This window comes from Koromonas soli (assembly GCF_059726265.1).
The window spans coordinates 3,587,303-3,604,776 of sequence record NZ_AP040872.1 but is presented as its reverse complement, the minus strand read 5'-3'; the positions used below and the strand labels follow the sequence as shown (position 1 = coordinate 3,604,776).

At 58.8% G+C, this 17,474-nt stretch carries 15 protein-coding genes and 1 pseudogene; 8 read left to right on the top strand and 8 right to left on the bottom strand.

The features are described 5' to 3' along the window. Positions 1 to 21 precede the first annotated feature (21 nt). Positions 22 to 1,008, top strand: coding sequence for a glycosyltransferase (locus AC6IY8_RS15665; RefSeq protein ID WP_497775456.1), 987 nt, complete (start codon positions 22 to 24; stop codon positions 1,006 to 1,008). Positions 1,009 to 1,411: 403 nt separating this feature from the next. Here the strand turns inward: AC6IY8_RS15665 and AC6IY8_RS15660 are convergent, their stop codons facing one another. From AC6IY8_RS15660 to AC6IY8_RS15645, 4 genes are all read right to left on the bottom strand, one after another. Further along, positions 1,412 to 2,863, bottom strand: coding sequence for an ammonia-forming cytochrome c nitrite reductase subunit c552 (locus AC6IY8_RS15660; protein ID WP_497775455.1), 1,452 nt, complete (start codon positions 2,861 to 2,863; stop codon positions 1,412 to 1,414). Further along, positions 2,853 to 3,359, bottom strand: a complete 507-nt coding sequence (gene nrfH, locus AC6IY8_RS15655; RefSeq protein WP_497775454.1) for a cytochrome c nitrite reductase small subunit — start codon at positions 3,357 to 3,359, stop codon at positions 2,853 to 2,855. The genes AC6IY8_RS15660 and nrfH overlap by 11 nt, the downstream gene beginning before the upstream one ends. A 213-nt stretch (positions 3,360 to 3,572) precedes the next feature. Continuing rightward, entirely contained in the window at positions 3,573 to 5,804 is a 2,232-nt protein-coding gene (locus AC6IY8_RS15650; RefSeq protein WP_497775453.1) for a TonB-dependent receptor, read from the bottom strand. A gap of 95 nt (positions 5,805 to 5,899) precedes the next feature. Beyond that, complete coding sequence (locus AC6IY8_RS15645; protein WP_497775452.1) at positions 5,900 to 6,973, bottom strand: tartrate dehydrogenase; 1,074 nt, start codon at positions 6,971 to 6,973, stop codon at positions 5,900 to 5,902. Between the two features lie 168 nt (positions 6,974 to 7,141). Here AC6IY8_RS15645 and AC6IY8_RS15640 point away from each other — a divergent pair, with 168 nt between their 5' ends. From AC6IY8_RS15640 to AC6IY8_RS15625, 4 genes are all read left to right on the top strand, one after another. Further along, positions 7,142 to 8,350: a DUF362 domain-containing protein gene (locus AC6IY8_RS15640; RefSeq protein WP_497775451.1), complete on the top strand. Its 1,209-nt coding sequence runs from the start codon at positions 7,142 to 7,144 to the stop codon at positions 8,348 to 8,350. A 175-nt stretch (positions 8,351 to 8,525) separates the two neighbouring features. Continuing rightward, positions 8,526 to 10,199 (top strand): cholesterol oxidase, encoded by a 1,674-nt coding sequence (choxAB, locus tag AC6IY8_RS15635; protein WP_497775450.1) that lies wholly within the window; start codon positions 8,526 to 8,528, stop codon positions 10,197 to 10,199. A 44-nt stretch (positions 10,200 to 10,243) separates the two neighbouring features. Beyond that, complete coding sequence (locus AC6IY8_RS15630; protein ID WP_497775449.1) at positions 10,244 to 11,278, top strand: aldo/keto reductase; 1,035 nt, start codon at positions 10,244 to 10,246, stop codon at positions 11,276 to 11,278. Between the two features lie 232 nt (positions 11,279 to 11,510). Next, positions 11,511 to 11,873 (top strand): DUF309 domain-containing protein, encoded by a 363-nt coding sequence (locus tag AC6IY8_RS15625; RefSeq protein ID WP_497778641.1) that lies wholly within the window; start codon positions 11,511 to 11,513, stop codon positions 11,871 to 11,873. Positions 11,874 to 11,883: 10 nt separating this feature from the next. Here AC6IY8_RS15625 and AC6IY8_RS15620 read toward each other — a convergent pair. The 3 genes and pseudogenes from AC6IY8_RS15620 to AC6IY8_RS15610 form a co-directional block, all read right to left on the bottom strand. Continuing rightward, positions 11,884 to 12,261: pseudogene (locus AC6IY8_RS15620) on the bottom strand (GtrA family protein); the annotation flags it as partial. Beyond that, positions 12,258 to 12,950, bottom strand: a complete 693-nt coding sequence (locus AC6IY8_RS15615; protein WP_497775448.1) for a CDP-alcohol phosphatidyltransferase family protein — start codon at positions 12,948 to 12,950, stop codon at positions 12,258 to 12,260. The pseudogene AC6IY8_RS15620 and the gene AC6IY8_RS15615, both read right to left, overlap by 4 nt. Continuing rightward, entirely contained in the window at positions 12,947 to 13,594 is a 648-nt protein-coding gene (locus AC6IY8_RS15610; protein WP_497775447.1) for an SRPBCC family protein, read from the bottom strand. The genes AC6IY8_RS15615 and AC6IY8_RS15610 overlap by 4 nt, the downstream gene beginning before the upstream one ends. 367 nt (positions 13,595 to 13,961) lie before the next feature. On the opposite strand from AC6IY8_RS15610, the gene AC6IY8_RS15605 reads away from it, so the two are divergent. The 3 genes from AC6IY8_RS15605 to AC6IY8_RS15595 all read left to right on the top strand — a co-directional run bounded on the left by AC6IY8_RS15605 (position 13,962) and on the right by AC6IY8_RS15595 (position 16,871). Continuing rightward, entirely contained in the window at positions 13,962 to 14,876 is a 915-nt protein-coding gene (locus tag AC6IY8_RS15605) for a winged helix-turn-helix domain-containing protein (protein WP_497775446.1), read from the top strand. 165 nt (positions 14,877 to 15,041) lie between these two features. Beyond that, positions 15,042 to 15,512, top strand: coding sequence for a DUF4760 domain-containing protein (locus tag AC6IY8_RS15600; RefSeq protein ID WP_497775445.1), 471 nt, complete (start codon positions 15,042 to 15,044; stop codon positions 15,510 to 15,512). A 180-nt stretch (positions 15,513 to 15,692) separates the two neighbouring features. After that, the gene (locus tag AC6IY8_RS15595; protein WP_497775444.1) at positions 15,693 to 16,871 is read left to right on the top strand and encodes a hypothetical protein; all 1,179 of its coding nucleotides are present in this window, start codon (positions 15,693 to 15,695) and stop codon (positions 16,869 to 16,871) included. 56 nt (positions 16,872 to 16,927) lie between these two features. Here the strand turns inward: AC6IY8_RS15595 and AC6IY8_RS15590 are convergent, their stop codons facing one another. Continuing rightward, the gene (locus AC6IY8_RS15590; protein ID WP_497775443.1) at positions 16,928 to 17,431 is read right to left on the bottom strand and encodes a hypothetical protein; all 504 of its coding nucleotides are present in this window, start codon (positions 17,429 to 17,431) and stop codon (positions 16,928 to 16,930) included. Positions 17,432 to 17,474 lie beyond the last annotated feature (43 nt).

The following is a 17,474-nucleotide window of genomic DNA, read 5'->3' as shown; positions in this document are numbered from 1 at the left end:
AGAATCCTGAATGCGGTTTGGATGCTGGTTGCCTGGACACTGCTCGCCATCAGGTCCCGCAATAAGGCCGATATCGTCATCATCGGTACTGATCCTATCCTGAGTGTCACAACTGCTCTTCCATGGCGCCTCTTTTCACCGCGCACCAAGATTGTTCATTGGTGCTTTGATCTCTATCCGGAAGCGGCAATTGCAGATGGGAAACTCTCGAGGAGCGGTCCCGCCGCAACGTTTTTCAGGTTTCTGGCTGGTCTGGGCTACGCTCGTTGCGATGCCATTATCGATATCGGTAGCTGCATGCGCGAGCGCCTTTCTGCGTACAAGAATTATGGAGTGAAGAAAACGTTGGTGCCATGGGCACTCGCGGAAGTGGACTCTGTTCCTGCGTCCGAGGGTCCTGAACGCAAGCAGATCTACGGCGACGCACGACTGGCGTTAATGTATTCCGGCAGTTTTGGACGCGCACATAGCTATAAGGATTTGTTCGAACTGGTCAGAATGATGCGGGGCGAGGGTCTGGAATTGGCGCTAAGCGTCCAAGGTAACCGCCACAAGGACCTTGTTGACGCGGTTCGACCGGACGATTCGAACATCCATTTCGTTCCGTTTGCGAGTCTCGAATCACTTTCCAGCCGTCTCGCGGCGGCTGACGTTCATGTGATTAGCCTGCGCGAAGAGTGGACAGGCATGGTTATTCCGTCAAAGTTCTTTGGCGCTCTGGCAATTGGCCGGCCTGTGCTGTTTTGCGGAAGTGAGGAGTCTGCAGTTGCCCGCTGGATCAGGCAGTTCAAGATTGGATGGGTTCTTTCGCCAGGCGCGGCGGCGAGTGTAGCCGAGGAGTTCCGACGCCTGATTGCAAATCCAGCGGAAATGGAATCGCTCCGAAATCGGTGTCACGAGGTCTACATGCGGGAGTTTTGTCGCCTCTCGGTCCTGAAAGGATGGGAAGAAGTCCTCCACCAACTCCTGGCTGACCGGAGTGCCCGCGTAACCGAGAAAAATATATAGCGAGGCCCCGGGTTTTGCTGTTACGTCTATGTATCTCAAGGAACAAACAAACCTAGTAGCAGTCGTAGGCCCTGCGGAAAATGTGGAAAAGCGTTGAACGTCTCGCCCAGTCTCCAAGTGGTGAAAAAAGCGCTGCGGAAAACACTCGCTCTTGGGCATTGCGGTAGTGCAAAAATGGAGGGTCTAGTGGAAAGCCCGCGAGTTGTTCACCATCTGCACACAACATCCACAGCCTGATTTCCACCAGACACTCCGGGGCATGCATCGCTAACAGCGCTCTGTGCCAGTGTGTGCGCGTCTCTGATCGCCTGTGATTTTGCAGTGATAGTTGTTGAAAATGCTGTGATGAGCTCTGAGGCAGGAAAAGTGGAGCGCCGAGCCTTCAGCGCTCCGCTTGGTGTATTTAGTGGCCCGGCGCTGCGGGAGCAGCGAGCTGGGTTAGAACGGTGTGTGTTGGCTGTGGACCGCCTTTGAGGGCGAGCTGTCCCAGTCGGCACAGGTTGATTGCGTCGCCCAGAATCCTAACGGACTCTTCCGGAGCGTGGAATCCCATGGAGTTTTCAGACATCACGTAGTCGATCATGAACTGCCCTTTACGCTGATAATCCTGAGCATTCTTGATAGCGGCTTCGTTTTCCCCTCCCTTGGCGCGCGCGTCCTTGATATCGCGAATCAGATCCATCAGCGAATCCAGAGCCACATTGCGCAGGTTGAAGTAGCGGTCCTGAATCTCCTCGACCCTCGCCTTCAGCTCTGTCTCCGGGAAGTGATGGCAGCCCTGGCAAGAGCGATTGATCTTCAACAGCGGGCTGTTCACCTGGTGATCGCTCACCTTTAAGCCGCCTTCGCGCATGTACGGCATATGGCAGTCGGCGCAGGCCACACCCGAGCGCGCATGCACGCCCTGGTTCCACATCTCAAACTCAGGATGTCGCGCCTTGATCAGCTTGGCGCCCGAGTCGGGATGCTCCCACTCCTTCACACCGTCTGCATCTTCATGAGCGATGATGTTTTCCACTTTCAAGCCCTGCGACCACGGATAAGTCAACCGCTTCTCCGGCCCTTTGAAGTAGTAGGTTACGTGGCACTGTCCGCACACATAGGAACGCATCTCCTGACGCGTTGCCATCGTGTTCACGTCGTAGTCCTTCACACCTTGCGAAGCTTTCAGGGCGCGGATACCCTCGATGAATGCGGGACGGGTCACGCGCAACTGCATGTTCTTTGGGTCGTGGCAGTCGATGCAGGCCACGGCGTGTTTCACCTGCTGCCGAATCTGCGGGTACGTCATGTGGCTCTTCGAGAACTCGTCAAAGCCCTTCATGATGTCGCCATTGCCCATCTTCATATACGTCGTTACCAGCGAGGCATGGCAGTTGATACACATCGCCGGAGGGTTCGCCTTCTGCCGCCCAGTGTAGGTCTGGTCGTCGAGCATGTAGGCGTGGCCGCGGCGCTCGCGGTAATCGATGCTGAATGAATATCCTGCCCACATCGTTTTGAGCCGCGGGTCTTGTTCCAGCTTCGAACGCGCTACAACCGAACGTGGATCGGCATTGCTCGGCGTCTGCGGCATTGCCTCGCTGCCGCCGTACTTCGTGCGAACCTGGTCGATAGTTTTCTTATAGCCGTCGTACTGGAAAGGAAAGTTCTTACCCCAGGTTGCGGGATCGTCGATCGTATCGTTCAGTTCCACCACGCGGTAGAACGGGTTCTTGGCTTCCTGCTTGCGTTCGAAAATGTTGATAAGCAGAGCGGTGATTGCGACAGCCGCAATGGCCGCCGCCAGCGTTGCGCCCAGCAGCAGGCGGCGCGAGCGTCTCTTTTCCTGATTCAACGGTTCGTTATTTGCCATGGATGAGATCTCCCAGTACGGGCGTGTGAAGCTTGGCGGTAGATTCCGAGTGTCCAACAGAGTTATGGCAGCGCAGGCAACTTGTTTCGTTGCCGCTGCCATGGCGTCCAGTGTCGATGGCCTGCACCACATCCTCATGGCAGCGGCGACAGGCATTTTCGGTTACGTAGCGGCTCGTGCCGCTGATCTCAATGTTGTCGGGAAAGTTCCCCGTCGTGAAATAGAGTGAGTGGAAGAATCCGTTGCGGGCCTTGATCGCATACTTGCCCGCGAAGTTGTGAGGCGTGTGGCAATCGTTGCAGGTCGCCGCGTGCTTATGGCTTCCCTTAACCCATCCGTCATACTGCGCGTTCATCACGTGGCAGTTAGTACAAGCCTGAGGGTCATTCGACAGATAGGAATATCCCTTGGCATAGATGAACGTGTACGCGCCGAGCCCGATCAGTGCCCCCACAACTACGGCAAGAACCAAAGTGATTGGGATGGAATTTTTCATCGTCCCTTCCAGACGAAAGCGGCGATTCGTGACCGCCCGATATTCTATCCTGCGGATGAGTTTAGGGAAGGGCTGCGACTTAAGTCACAACTGGTCTAGTTCTGGACTGGAACTTTACTTCAGCTTTCAATTTCGAATCGCTCGTACGCGACCGGCTGGGGAAAAGCTAGAGGCACAGGCGTGTCCCAACTCGTCCCAGCGCACTTCTGGCGTTTACCGCTCCTTCGACTCCCACCTCACGCCCACTCTCGCCACAGTCGGCGGCGCGGTGGAGAGGGTCGGCGTTCTTGCCACGGCATAGCGGCGATCCAACAGATTATCTGCCGCGATATATGCGCTGAAGCCGCGAGGCAGCGTCCGAGAGAGAGCCGCATTCATCACGAAGGCTCCTGTCAGCGGAAACTGATTGCGATCGTCATCGAACTGTCGTCCGAAGTAATGGCCGTCGAGAACCACGGTCCAGAGCTTCTGCGCGTAGGCTGCGCGCAGCGACGACGAGTGCCGGGGTACCTGCGGAATCCACAAGCCAATCAGAGTCCGGTCGGCTGCAAAACCCGTTACTGTCGAATGCGAATACTGATACGCGGCATCTATTTGCAGATTGCGGAAGCGCATGCTCGCCGCAGCCTCCATGCCCGCTGCACGCAGGCTCCCGAGGTTCTGCCGCTGACGCGTAATCAGCGCAGGTGTCGATGAGAGCGTCACGTTCGACACAGGTGCGTTGATGCCGTCCCAGAAGCCGGTTGCGCGAAATGATGTCATTGAGTTCGGCGTGTACAACACAGAGCCTTGTACCACGGTCGAGCGCTCGTCGCGTAGTGTTGGATTTGCAAGTGTCGATACATTGCCGACCCTGAATGCGCGATACAGCTCATTCAGCGTCGGAGCGCGAAACGCTCTTGCCGCAGAAGCCGAAACCGTCCATCGTCCATTCACTGCATACGAAAGAGCGATACGCGGATCAAACGCAACCGCGCTGCGCGAGGGGAGCTCGGTCGCGGTGGCGCCAGCCTGCGTCGCAAGAGGAACTACGATTGAGCGCGCATCTTTGTCGGACCAACGATCGACTCTGGCCGAAATCGTCAGCAGCAATCGTTGTGAAAGGCGCACACGATCCTCAATGAATCCACCGTAGCGTAGCTGCACTCCCCCGCTACGCAGATAGGACGTCAGCGCTCCCGCCTGGTAGGCGTATTCGTCGCTCTCGCCTTCCACATATCGCAAGTCGAATCCCGCGACGACCAACTGCCGTGCCCTCAGCGGACGCGACCACAGCAGACTTCCTCCTGCCTGGTTTGCCGGAACCCCCTGGTTGCGCGTCAGCGTTTCCTTGTTACGGTCCGCGCTGATGGAGGTGAATGTCTGCCTGAGCGTCTCGGTCCCGCCATACGCGCGGGCCGCAAATGATCCAAAATGTGCGCTGTTCACATCGAGACCCGTGCGCAATTCGCGCAGTGTCGCGCCATTCGTCTGCAGATGTGTTCCGTTCTGCCGCGACTCGCCATAGAGCGACCCGCCCACGAACGCAGTCGCTTGCGATCCAAGCTTGCGATCGACTCGCAGTGCGGTGCCAATGTCGGTAGAACTCGCGTAATAGTCGGCCGCACCACGCAGCGAGAATGGTACAGGAATATATCCGTCGGTCGATGCGCCGAACACCGATGCCGACCCCGCCCAACCGCCGCGCGATCCCACCAGCGATGCCGAGCCGCTCGGGGTATTCAGGTTGCCGTATGAAAAATCGATCGCCTCATGCGTGGCATTCGCATTTGCAAACGGACGCGGAGTGACAATGCTGATGGCGCCGCCAATTGCATCGCTGCCATACAGTCCGCTGCCGCCTCCGGTTTGCAATTCCACGCGCTCGGGCGCTGTGACGGGAATACGTTGCCAGTACACCCATCCGCCAAACGGATCGTTCAGCGGAATGCCGTCCTCGAGCACCAGTGCTCGGCTTGCCGCGCTCGAACCGGTTCCCTGCAGCGATACGCCTTGCGTCGTCGGATTCGCCGTCCACGACGGAGCACGCCGGAAAAGCGAAAACCCCGGAGCATCGCGCAAAGCTTCGTCCAGCGTGAGTGTGGGAGCCTGCCGCAGAAATTGTTTGTCGAAGGTGGTGGTCGCCGGTGCCAGCGACTCGCTTGTGGCACTGACGCTGATCAGTTCTTCTGGCCGCGCGATGACCATACGTATGGCGATGCTCGTGCCAGTTACCGTCACGCGCTCCTCCGCAAAGCCCGGAGCGCTCACCGTCAACTCGCGCGGTGCCTGCGCAAACTGGAACCGTCCCTGTTCATCGCTGTGCGTGATGTGACCTGCGGTGTCGCGCAGTAAAGCGTTGGCGATGGCGTTTCCGGCAGGGTCGGACACCGTGCCGGTCAACGCAGTCTCCTGCGCCATAGCGGGCAACGCCAGCAACAGCAAAATCAAGATTGTGCGGTGCATTTCTCGCATCAGGCTCGCAATCGGAACAGAACTCATACCACTAGATGCAAGCTGCTGAAACCCGTTTGCCCGAGCGTTTTTTGCGAATCGTAAACCTATACTGCGTCGGCTATAGCCTTGCCCAACTCCACGGTTGTCGCACTCCCGCCGATATCGCGAGTGAATGGAGCCCGCTGGTGCCCTGCCTTGAGCACCTGCTCGACGGCGTTCATCACTCGGGCCGCAGCTTCCACTTGGCCTAAATGTTCGAGCATCATCGCCCCACACCATATCTGCCCAATGGGGTTTGCAATGCCTCTTCCTGCAATGTCCGGGGCCGACCCATGCACAGGCTCAAAGAGGCTGGGATACTTCCTGTCCGGATTGATATTGGCGGAAGGTGCAATGCCAATTGTGCCCGCGCACGCCGGTCCAAGATCGGACAGGATGTCGCCGAAGAGATTGCTCGCCACTACCACGTCAAACCAGTCCGGATGCTGCACAAAGTTCGCGGTCAATATATCGATATGAAACTTGTCCACGCGCACATCCGGGAATGCTTTGGCCATTTGCTCCACGCGCTCATCCCAGTACGGCATCGTGATCGAGATCCCATTCGACTTGGTCGCCGAGGTCAGGTGCTTCTTCTCGCGCTTCTGTGCCAACTCAAATGCAAATTTCAACGCGCGATCCACACCCGTGCGGGTCATCACGGTCTCCTGGATCACCACTTCACGCTCGCTGCCTTCAAACATCTTTCCGCCGATGCTCGAATATTCCCCTTCCGTGTTTTCCCTCACCACGTAGAAGTCGATGTCGCCCACAGCACGTCCCGCCAGCGGACACCGTATCCCTGGCATCAGCCGGACCGGTCGCAGGTTCAGATACTGGTCAAAGCCTCGCCTGAATTGCAGCAGCGAGCCCCACAGTGAAACATGATCTGGCACCGTCGCCGGCCACCCCACGGCTCCGAAGTAGATCGCGTCAAACCCTCGCAGCACGTCAAACCACTCATCCGGCAGCATCTTGCCGTGTTGGGCGTAGTAGTCGCAGCTTGCAAAATCAAACCACTTCCATTCGAGCGAAAGCGAAAACTTTCTCGCCGCCGCTTCCAGCACCCGCACGCCCTCCGGAACCGTCTCCTTCCCGATTCCGTCTCCCGGAATAACCGCAATACGATGTGTTTTCATCACGTTCTCTCGCCCCGAGCCTTGAATGCTACGCTAACCGCCCTCCGCACGCCAATTCTTCGGCCTCACCTTCGCAATTCCGGTTGACGGCAATCCGAAGCGGGACAACAATTACAGAACTATCAGTCTCGTAATGCAAATTTGTTGAGTTAAGGAGTACGGATTCTTATGGAGAGCAAGCCTGGCGTAAGCCGTCGCGATTTTCTGTGGGGTATCGGCACATTGTCTTCCATGGCGCTGCTGGGTGGCGCGGGGTTTGCCTTCGATGAGAAGAAGCTTGCCTCCACACCCGTCCACAACGCTCGTCTCAGCACCGCATGGATGCCAAAAGGCGACACCTCTTATCGTCTTTTCAAGCGCATGGTCGAGGGAGCCACCGATTTCTCCTGGCTTCATAAAGGCGACCGTGTCCTGATCAAGCTCGCCCTCAACTCCGGCAATCAATATCCGGCCACGTCCGATCCTTGGGCGCTCGACTGCCTCATCAAGGTGCTCAAAGAGCACGGCGCCACCAAGATCTTCGTCGGCGATCAGTCCGGCGTGCGGAATGTGTATTGGACCGCCAACGGACAGGTCCGCGGTACCTCGCGCGCGTTTGCCCAGTCTTCCGGCCTGCTCCCGGTCATCGAACGCAACGGTGCCACCCCGGTCTTCTTCGAAGAGCGCGGCTACGGCGCCTACATTGAGACTGTTCCCAAGGCCGAGCATCATTGGAAGGAGCCAATGCGCATCACCTCGTTCGTCAACGAGGTTGATCACATCGTTTATCTGCCGCGTCTTGGCTCTCACGGATTGGCCGATGTCACTTCTGGTTTCAAGATTCCCGTCGGCTTCCTCCGCGAAGACAGCCGCAAGCTCTTCCATCAGGGCGGCGAAAACTTCTACGCCATGTACCAGGAAATCAACGAAGTTCCCGAAATCAAGTCGCGCCTGCGATTGTCCGTCACTTCGGGCCGATCCGTCATGACTCTCATTGGCCCCGATGTGGGGCACGTCGTTGAGCCGGAATCCGCGCCGATTTTTGCCTCCGAAAATCTGCTCGCGCACGAGATCTTCGCCTACGCTTTCCTCCAGTACACACGCGAAACCATGACGCCCAAGGATGTCACCGACGCTGCGCTCGGCGGCAATCTGTGGGATGTGCAGAAGAATCGCACCGTGCGCAACCGTGCATTCCACAAGCTGGTCTGGAACACCACGGACGCGGAAGTCCCCGAACTGCCTGTCTTCCAGCCCGGAGACATCTACCGTCATCCTGCGGTGCTCAACTACATTCGCCTCAACAGCAATCAGGACGTGAAGTTTTCGGTCGTCGAACACAACGAAAACACGGATTCGAAAGCTCGCCTTTACCTGCAGAGCCAGCTTCGAGTCTGATCTTTGCCTTCGTTCTTCTCCTTGCTTCTTTGCAAAATGGGCACGGTTTCGGCCGTGCCCGTATTTATTCCCGGTCAAAGCCTTTGCTAGCAACGAACCCTTTTTGGGAACTGCATTGTCTTTCCGCTGAGTCGCGGCCATCGGTCCAAGCTCCTGTGTCATCCAACGCTGCGATATGAGTCACGGCCGCGAATACGATTTCGACTACATCGTCGTTGGGTCAGGATTTGGCGGCAGTGTCTCTGCCCTGCGCCTCGTGGAGAAAGGCTATCGCGTAGCGGTCATTGAGATGGGCCGCCGCTGGACGCCCGAAAATCTGCCGCACACCAACTGGTCGCTGCGCCGCTGGTTCTATCGTCCTTCGCTCGCTCTGCGCGGGTTCTTCAACATGCGGTTTTTCAAGCATGTCACCATCCTGCACGGGTGCGCCGTCGGCGGAGGCTCCATCACCTATGCCAGCACGCTGCTTCGCCCTCCGGATAAGGTGTGGAAGATGGGCTCCTGGGCCGGGCTCTCCAACTGGCAATCGGAAATGCCTGCTCACTACGACACCGCCTCGCGCATGCTTGGCGTTGCCGAAAACAACATACTCGGCCCAGCGGACCACCTTTTGCGCCGCGCTGCCGAAGAGTACGGTGTCGGTGCCACCTACTACCGCACCAAGGTCGGCATTCTGCAGAGTCCCGAGGGACAGCCGCGCGGTACGCAGGTTGGCGATCCGTATTTCGGCGGCGAAGGCCCCGACCGCACCACCTGCAACGGCTGTGGCGGATGCATGATGGGTTGCCGCTTTGGCGCCAAGAACACGCTTGATCAGAACTATCTCTATCTCGCCGAAAAACGTGGCGCCCGCATCTTTGCCGAAACCAAGGTCGTTGACGTCAAGCCTCTGGAAGGCCGCGCCGACGGCAGCGCCGGATACGAGGTTCACACCGTCAACTCGCTCGCATTTTTCGACAAGCAGCCGCACCGCTACACCTGCCGTGGAGTAGTCTTCAGCGCCTCCTCGCTCGGCACCACCGAGTTGCTTTTCCGCCTTCGCGAGCAGCGTTCTCTGCCCCGCATCAGCCAGCAGCTTGGCAAGCACATCCGTACCAACTCTGAATCGCTTATCGGCGTGCGCATTCCTGGCTCGGGCGACGATCTTTCGAAAGGCGTCGCAATCGGTTCCGGCGTCTATATCGACGAACACACGCACATCGAGGCCGTGCGCTATCCGTCCGGTGCCGATGCCATGTCGCTTCTATCCACGATCCTCACCGGAGGCCGTCCCGGCCGCGGACGCATTCTGCTATGGATCAAGAACCTCGTCTCCTCACTCCTGCGCCATCCCATCAAGACCATCCGGCTTCTCCAGCCTTTCGGATGGGCGCGCGAATGCATCATCCTGCTCTGCATGCAGGCGCTCGATGCCCACATCGACATGCACTGGAAGCGTCCTTGGTTCTGGCCTTTCCGTAAATTCCTCGTCAGCCGCGGCGAGCGCGTGCCCACCTACATTCCACGTGCCAACGACTTCGCCGAAAAGTTCGCGCGCATGGCTGGCGGAACCGCCATGAGCATGCTCCCCGAGATTCTTTTCGACGTCCCCGGCACAGCGCACTGTCTTGGCGGATGCGTCATGGGCCGCTCCGCCGCCGAGGGCGTCATCGACGCGCAACACCGTGTATTTGGCTACGAGAACATGTACATCTGCGACGGATCGGTGGTCTCCGCCAATCTTGGAGTCAATCCAAGTCTCACCATCACAGCTCTTGCCGAGCGTGCCATGAGCTTCATTCCGTCCGTCTCCACCGTAGCTCCTCGTGAGAGCGAAGCCGAGCCACTCGGCAGCACTGCTTGCAATTAGGCGTAGATCTATACTTCTTCTGAATTAAGAGCTGTGCGAATCCTGTGAAACGTCTGCATCCTGCACGGCGTCGCACGAATCAGGAAAACATGGACTACGTTAACCTTGGCAACACCGGACTGAAGATTTCTCACATCTGCCTCGGCTGCATGAGTTATGGCTCGCCGGAATCCGATGAAGGCGCGCGCCCCTGGGTGCTCAACGAACAGCAAAGCCAGCCCTTCCTGCGCGAAGCGCTCGATCTCGGCATCAACTTCTTCGATTCAGCCAATGTCTATTCCAACGGTGCCAGCGAAGAGGTCGTCGGCAAGTTCCTCAAGGCCAACGTGCGTCGCGAAGCCGTCGTCATTGCCACCAAGGTTCACGGCGTCATGCGCAAGGAACCCAATGGCCGCGGCCTCTCGCGCAAGGAAATCATCTTCGAACTCGAGCAGAGCCTGCGCCGCCTGCAGACCGACTACGTCGATCTCTACCAGATTCACCGCTGGGATTACGAAACGCCCATCGAAGAAACGCTCGAGGCTCTGCACGACGTGGTCAAAGCCGGAAAGGTGCGCTACATCGGCGCATCGTCGATGTACTCCTGGCAGTTTGCCAAGGCTCTCTATCTCGCCGAGCTTCACCGCTGGACGCGGTTCATCTCCATGCAGAACCACTACAACCTGCTCTATCGCGAAGAAGAGCGCGAGATGATTCCGCTCTGCCTGGAAGAAAAAATCGCCGTCCTTCCCTGGAGCCCGCTCGCCCGCGGCCGCCTCACGCGCCCATGGCAAAGCGACACGACCAAGCGCCTCGAAACCGACAACTTCGGCAACAAGATGTATTCACGCACGCAGGACGAAGACCGCCGCGTCATCGACCGACTCGGCGAGCTTTCCGAACTGCGCGGCATCCCTCGCGCCCAACTCGCGCTTGCCTGGTTGCTCAACCGTCCCGGCGTCACCGCTCCCATCGTCGGAGCCACTAAGCCCGGCCAGCTCAAGGATGCCGTAGCCGCGCTCGACGTGCGACTCACTCCTGAAGAGATCGCCTCCCTCGAGCAGCCCTACACCCCTCACCCCGTCCTCGGCTTCAGCTAAACGATCACGCGTCTCTGACCCCCACCCTGAACTCAGATTTGCAGCTTCAGGGTGGAATGCTTTCCAACCGCTTTGGCTTTTTGCTTTGCTCTCGCATTTGGTGATCCCAGTGCAGCCCGGCTCTGTTGTGCGGCTCCGGGTCACCAACCACCCAGCAGCCTTTTTGCTGTTGATCTTCACTCCAGCTCTGACGAGCCCACGCCAACCACGCCACTCGGTGTACCCTCTTTCAATGTCCCTCGACTGGACCCAACCCGACCTCGCCGAGGGCCTCTCCCTCTACCGCTCGGCAAAGTATTTTGAAGCGCACGAGTATTGGGAGAACGTCTGGCGTACCGCGCCCCAGCCCGAGAAGACTTTCCTGCAAGCTCTCATTCAAATCGCCGGAGCCTTTCATCATCTGCAACGCAACAACACCAAGGGAGCCATCCTCCTGATGCGCGGTGCCTTCGGACGCCTCGCCACCTACCCCGATCTCTTCGCTCAGATCTCGGTAATCTCTCTTCGCGATGAAATTCAGCACTGGCTTCGCGCCCTCGAATCCCCCGATTCCGCGCGTCCACGCCATCCTGTGCGCATCTCTCCGATGCCTTAAAGATCCAGCGGTCGCCAACATAGAAGTTCACTAGCGAGCACACGATAATCGCTATTACGTTTGCTACCAGCACCGGCCATCGCGCTCCGCCCACCAGCAACCGCACCAGCCCCAGATTTCCAACCAGCGACACCAGCCCGTTCGACAGATGAAATCTCGCCGCCCGAGAAATGATTTCTCTCGCGCCAGCACCGGCCATCGCATCCCGCCACGTGTATCGCACATGCCAACAGAAGTTGTGCAGCAGCGTGATTTCCAGCGCCAGTGCCGTCACCAGCAGGTATTGCTTCGGCATCCATCGCGTGAGCATGGCGACAGCCGCGAGCTGCACCCCCATGCCAAAGACGCCGACAAGGTTAAATCTCCACCACCGTGCCGCCGCCGTCACCGAATGCGCTCCTCACGGTAGAGCTGAACCGTGTGTTTCACCGTGCTCGCCACAGCCATGCCAAACATGCACACCGCAGCCACCGCCCCGCCAATGTCGAACAACAGCCAGCGATGTCCAGCAACCGTCGCGTAACGGCTGCGCAACAGCGCCAGGTTTCCAATCGCCAGCAGAATGCGAATCTCCGTCGGCCCAAACACCCCTTGCGACATCTGGAACCGGCCCAGCGTGTACGTCGCCAGATAGCTCTCAATCGACAGCAGCAGAAACCCAAGCAGCATCGCCAGTGCCGCCCACCAGTGCAGCAGTCCCGAAAGCCCCATGCCGCACATCAGCGCCACCGCTCCAAACGCATCCACCACGTGATCCACATAGAATCCATATCGCGGACGCTGCTGCCCTCTTACTCGCGCCAGCGTTCCATCCATACTGTCGCCGAGCCAGTTCAGTCCCAGGCACACGATCACCAGCAGCAGTGCGCGAAGGTCGTACCGTGCCAACGCATAGCACGCTCCAGCTCCAATCTGCGCCACAAAACCAAGCCCAGTGAGCTGGTCGGAAGTCACCCAGCGCGGAGCTCTCCTGGCCATCCAAACCAGCGCCCGTCGCTCAATCCCAGCCGTCAACCCTTCGTTGACCCTTCGCGCCGAACGAAAATCTTCACCCATCTCCGCCACCTTCGAATTCATCTCGCCTCCTCCGCCCGTCGCGTTTCGCGTAGCGCATCCCGCGTGCGCCCCAACGTGAACTCCAGCGACTCTCGCGGAATGCTCTCGACAAACGGGCCCACGATCCACCCCAGCCCGCGTGGAATATCTCTCGTCAGTGATACTGACTCGATCTGAATGTAGAGTCCGCCATCGCGCTCCGCGTAACTCCAATAGCTGTTCAGCCTCCAGAGATAGCCATGCTGCTCCGCCGCACTCAGTCGCCGCTCATGCGTCGTGCCCGCAGCCTCAATCTCCGTTATCTCGGTGCTGCGCGATTCACTGTAACCATCTCGCGCGTCCAGCTCTCCAAAGCGAACTTCATACGTCGTGTCCATCACCACGGTCATTACATGGTGCTGTTTCACGCGCAGCCGTGCCCGGAACCGGTCTCCATCTCGCGCCAGCACCTCCGCCCTTACGACCTGTGGCGCGTAGCGCAGGCGGTATGCGGGGAAGTCCTCCAGCAATCGCACAAACTCCGTCGCCTTTGCTCCCGGCACGTACGCCGTCCCCCGCCAGTGATGCAGCATTGCTCCCCGTAGCGTTCGACCCGACTCTGGCGTCAACCGCTCGATCACCATCTCGCCGCGTCTCAGCCGCACTTCCACTTCTGGTGCTAGCACCCCAGAACTCAGCCGCACCGTCCCCGCCTCGCTTCTCCTCTGCTGGCCGAGTCTGCTCTCTACCTGCTCCGTATAAGACACGAACTCCTCGTTCGCTCCCACAGATGGAACAGCCGCCAACGCTGCCGCTGATGTTGCGACTACCACGCAAATTACCGCTCCAACTCTGCTCGACAACGATCTGCACAAGCTCTTCATGCCCGCAACATGCTCCTGTTACGTCCTGCGGAGCAATGCATGGAATCTCACCCGTAAGAATTTGTTCCTCACCGCGCAATTCCATGCAGCAGAAGAACTTCACTCAACTTGTCCTTTGAGGGAATGCTTTGGGATTGCGCTCGCAACGGGATACACTGGCCGGGAAACGATGGAGCCGTCGCCCACATATCGCTTCGGAGTCTTTGAGGCCGACGCCTCCACGGGCGAACTGCGCCGTCAAGGTGTGCGCATCAAGCTCAACGCGCAGCCATTCCAGCTTCTCCTCATACTGCTCGAGCATCCAGGCGAGCTGCTCACTCGCGAAGAAATCTCCCGCCAGCTTTGGCCCGATGGCACCTTTGTCGATTACGAGCACGGCGTCAACTCAGCCATCAATCGTATCCGCGAAGCTCTCGGCGATACAGCCTCCAACCCGCGCTACGTGGAAACCCTAGCCCGGCGCGGTTATCGCTTCATCGCACCCGTCGAGCGCATTGTTCCCGAGCACGAACCCGCGCCGACTCCCGAAATCGCCGAATACATTGAGCCACCCAAAAGCGGTGCCAACCCTCCGTGTGCTCCCGCGCCGGCCACGATAGCCGATACCTCTGCACTCTCCACGCCCGGCATCTCCGGCCTGCAGATTCTCGCCGCGCCCCACGAACTCCCACACACTCCGCTGAAGGTAGTCGAGACACTCCTTCTGCTTCTTCAGTTGATGTACATCGCCTTCTACGTTTCTGCCCTCGCCAACCTTGCGGAAATCGAAGAGCTCATGTCGGCCTTGCCGTTTACCGCGCGCCTCTACCCGGTGCTCATCGCCACCGCGGCTATCCTTATTCCGATCCGCGTTTTCGTTTTGCTGTCGATTGTCTTTCACGCGCCCCGGGTGCAGTCGAAACTGCTTCGGCTCTGGCCGCTATTGCTTCTCTTCGATGAGCTGTGGTCGCTCTCGCCCTTCCTTCTGCTGCACCACATCAATTTCGGACTCGCCCTGGCCTCGACCGCCCTGCTCGTCTATTCTCCATTTGCCCAGCGGTCACTCATCCTCATGGGCGCCGGAGCTGCTCGTTCCCGCAACTGATACCACCAGCTCTCGCCGGCCGTACTACGTCGCGTGTGCTAGGTGCAGGAATCGCTCTGCTGCACTCAACCCATCCCGCGCTACTGGCATCCACCATCCCGAGCTTTCGCGTGCTGCGCGTGAAAGTGCCACTCAGCAACAAAACGCCTCACAAGGAGGATTCCCATGGAATCGAAACCCACCTTCGAGCAAGCTCAATTGCAAATGCAGATTTTCGAGCAGCGCCGTGAACCACGTCTTCGCGAGGCTCGCGACTGGTTCTTCAACAACTACTTCGCCGACACTCTGGACGAAGCCATGCGCGTCGCCGCACCCATGAGCGAGGCTGGCAAGTCCTTCATGATGGTCATCAGTTATTGGGAGCAGGCCTGCGCTCTACTCAACTACGGACTGCTGCATGAAGACCTTTTCTTCCAGATCAACGGCGAGTTCTTCGGTGTCTGGGAGCGGCTCAAGCCAACTGCTGCCGAGGGCCGAAAGCGCTTCGTGAATAACCAGTTCTGTGTGAACCTCGAGCAGGCCGCTCAACGCTACGAGCAGTGGGCCGAGAAACACTCCCCCGGACACGTTTCCGCCATGCGCCAGTGGGGGCAGCAAATGCGCGCGCAAATGGGCAAGGCCGGAAAAGCCGCATAGTAGAAGCCGCAACTCGATGAACTTTGCTCCACCCTCTTTCGTATCTCCAACTAGCTTCGCAACAAATCAAATCCTCCGGGGCGAGCCTCACTTGCCCCACATTTTTGCTTCCCACTCCTAATCCACGAAACATGGCGTGAGAATTCAGCTCGCAAGTGATACAAACTATGTCAGACCAAAATGGCTGAATCGCGCACTCCCAAGCCCGTCCGTTCCTACCACCTCATCGCGCTCGTATTGCTCATTGCCTTCTTTGCGCAGTGTTCCTGGTTCATCGCGTCCGTCCCCCTCACGCAACTTGAGGCGGACGTGATCCTGCGCGGCATCGCGCTCGTCCGTCACGTGCCGCTCACAGCCGAACCCGTGTCCTCTCCGATGGTCCCACTGTTCTCTGTCCTCGGAATTTCGTGGAATCTTCCCCCCAGTCCCGTTCTGCTCGATCAGTTCTGGCTTGACCAGCATCGCTGGTACATTCGCGCTCCGTTCCTGCTCGCAGGACTCTGTCTTGCGCTCTCCTTGTGGTATGTCGCGCGCCGCCTTTACGGCAATGCCGCCGGACACATCGCGCTCGCACTCTATGCCTTCAGTCCCGGCATGGTCGCCCGCTCCTCGCTCGCCGGTCCAGAGATCTTCGCCGCTTGGGGAGCCTTCGGCCTCATCTTCACAGCCATCGCCACAGCGCACACGCTCTACGCTCCGCGTGAGGTCATTCTCTGGAACTGGAAGCGCATCGTCCTGCTCGGCATTTCCATCACTTTTGCCGTCGGAGCTCAATGGCCTCTGGCATGGCTGCTCGTGCCGGCTGCAGCCCTCATGCTGTGGGCCGTTCCACACCGCCGCGGAGCCGCTCTGCTCATTCTCGGAGCCGCCACAGCCGTTGCGACCGTGCTGCTCAGCATTTGTTATCTCGGCATGCTCGGCGCCTTCATCCAGGGCCTGCGCAATGCAACGTGGATCAGTTCGCGCTTCGAGGATCTCAACCCGTTGCACCCCATCTCGCTTGCGCGCCTCCTGGGACACTTCTACTTCAACGCCGTCCCAGCTGCGTTGCTGCTGTTTGTCGTGGTTTTCATCACATGGCTGTCTTGGCGGCGCACGCGATTCTTCGGAAACACTGCTCCGCTGATCGTCTTCGTCTTTCTGCTTGGGATTGCGGTTGTTCTGCCCATGAATGGTGCTGGCGTCATCCTCTTTGCCAGCCTGCCATTGCTATTGCTCTTTGTCTCCGGAGTGTTCGCCGATCTCATCGAGAGCAAGCGGCAGGAAACTGCTCTCGCTGTCGTTTTCGCTGTCATCGCCGCGCAGGCGGCTTACAGCCTTGCCAGCCTCATGCGGCTGTACTCGGGTCCCAGCCGATAACCACCATTGGATTACCGTACCCGCGGAGCTGCTTTCAGTGCGGCGGTAATTCCGCGTCACGCCACGTGTGCGTCGTGCCATTCGAGCACGTGTCCGCGCCTATCCTGCGGAGGATTTACTGCTACCGCTGCAACACCTACGGCGAGCGCATCTTCCGCCAACGCAACCAGCGCGTCCGGAGCTCCGCTGGCTCTTACCGCGCCTTTCCGCAGGAAGTATCCCGCAAAGCTCCCTGCCAGCGCTCCAAGCATTCCCAACAGCGCGCCCTCTCTTTGTTCCTTGCGTGCCACGATAGCGCCGCACATCGCACCGGAAAGCAAGCGCCCCACCAGCGATCCGGGAGCGATGCGGTTCGGTGCAAACGGCAGCTTGTCGAAGATCATCTCGCCAACCGCCATCGCGGTCAGCACTTGCCCCACTCGCGGGCTATCCAGCAACCACGGGCCGTCCGAGGTGAAATTCCGCTGTTGTGCCAGCGCCAGCGCTGCCGGAGCCGTCATTGATCGCAATCCTGCTGTCATCCCAATCAGCAGCGCAGAGTTGAACCTGTTTCTATTCATTTCATCTCTCCGTCCCAGTGGATGGATGGCTCAAACCTCTCGC

What these genes read in the sequence shown, in the direction of transcription:
- AC6IY8_RS15665 (WP_497775456.1), top strand. Translation starts at nt 22, where the DNA reads ATGCTGGTTGCCTGGACACTGCTCGCCATCAGGTCCCGCAATAAGGCC.
- AC6IY8_RS15660 (WP_497775455.1), bottom strand. Translation starts at nt 2,863, where the DNA reads ATGGCAAATAACGAACCGTTGAATCAGGAAAAGAGACGCTCGCGCCGC.
- nrfH (WP_497775454.1), bottom strand. Translation starts at nt 3,359, where the DNA reads ATGAAAAATTCCATCCCAATCACTTTGGTTCTTGCCGTAGTTGTGGGG.
- AC6IY8_RS15650 (WP_497775453.1), bottom strand. Translation starts at nt 5,804, where the DNA reads ATGCACCGCACAATCTTGATTTTGCTGTTGCTGGCGTTGCCCGCTATG.
- AC6IY8_RS15645 (WP_497775452.1), bottom strand. Translation starts at nt 6,973, where the DNA reads ATGAAAACACATCGTATTGCGGTTATTCCGGGAGACGGAATCGGGAAG.
- AC6IY8_RS15640 (WP_497775451.1), top strand. Translation starts at nt 7,142, where the DNA reads ATGGAGAGCAAGCCTGGCGTAAGCCGTCGCGATTTTCTGTGGGGTATC.
- choxAB (WP_497775450.1), top strand. Translation starts at nt 8,526, where the DNA reads ATGAGTCACGGCCGCGAATACGATTTCGACTACATCGTCGTTGGGTCA.
- AC6IY8_RS15625 (WP_497778641.1), top strand. Translation starts at nt 11,511, where the DNA reads ATGTCCCTCGACTGGACCCAACCCGACCTCGCCGAGGGCCTCTCCCTC.
- AC6IY8_RS15615 (WP_497775448.1), bottom strand. Translation starts at nt 12,950, where the DNA reads ATGAATTCGAAGGTGGCGGAGATGGGTGAAGATTTTCGTTCGGCGCGA.
- AC6IY8_RS15605 (WP_497775446.1), top strand. Translation starts at nt 13,962, where the DNA reads ATGGAGCCGTCGCCCACATATCGCTTCGGAGTCTTTGAGGCCGACGCC.
- AC6IY8_RS15600 (WP_497775445.1), top strand. Translation starts at nt 15,042, where the DNA reads ATGGAATCGAAACCCACCTTCGAGCAAGCTCAATTGCAAATGCAGATT.
- AC6IY8_RS15595 (WP_497775444.1), top strand. Translation starts at nt 15,693, where the DNA reads ATGGCTGAATCGCGCACTCCCAAGCCCGTCCGTTCCTACCACCTCATC.
- AC6IY8_RS15590 (WP_497775443.1), bottom strand. Translation starts at nt 17,431, where the DNA reads ATGAATAGAAACAGGTTCAACTCTGCGCTGCTGATTGGGATGACAGCA.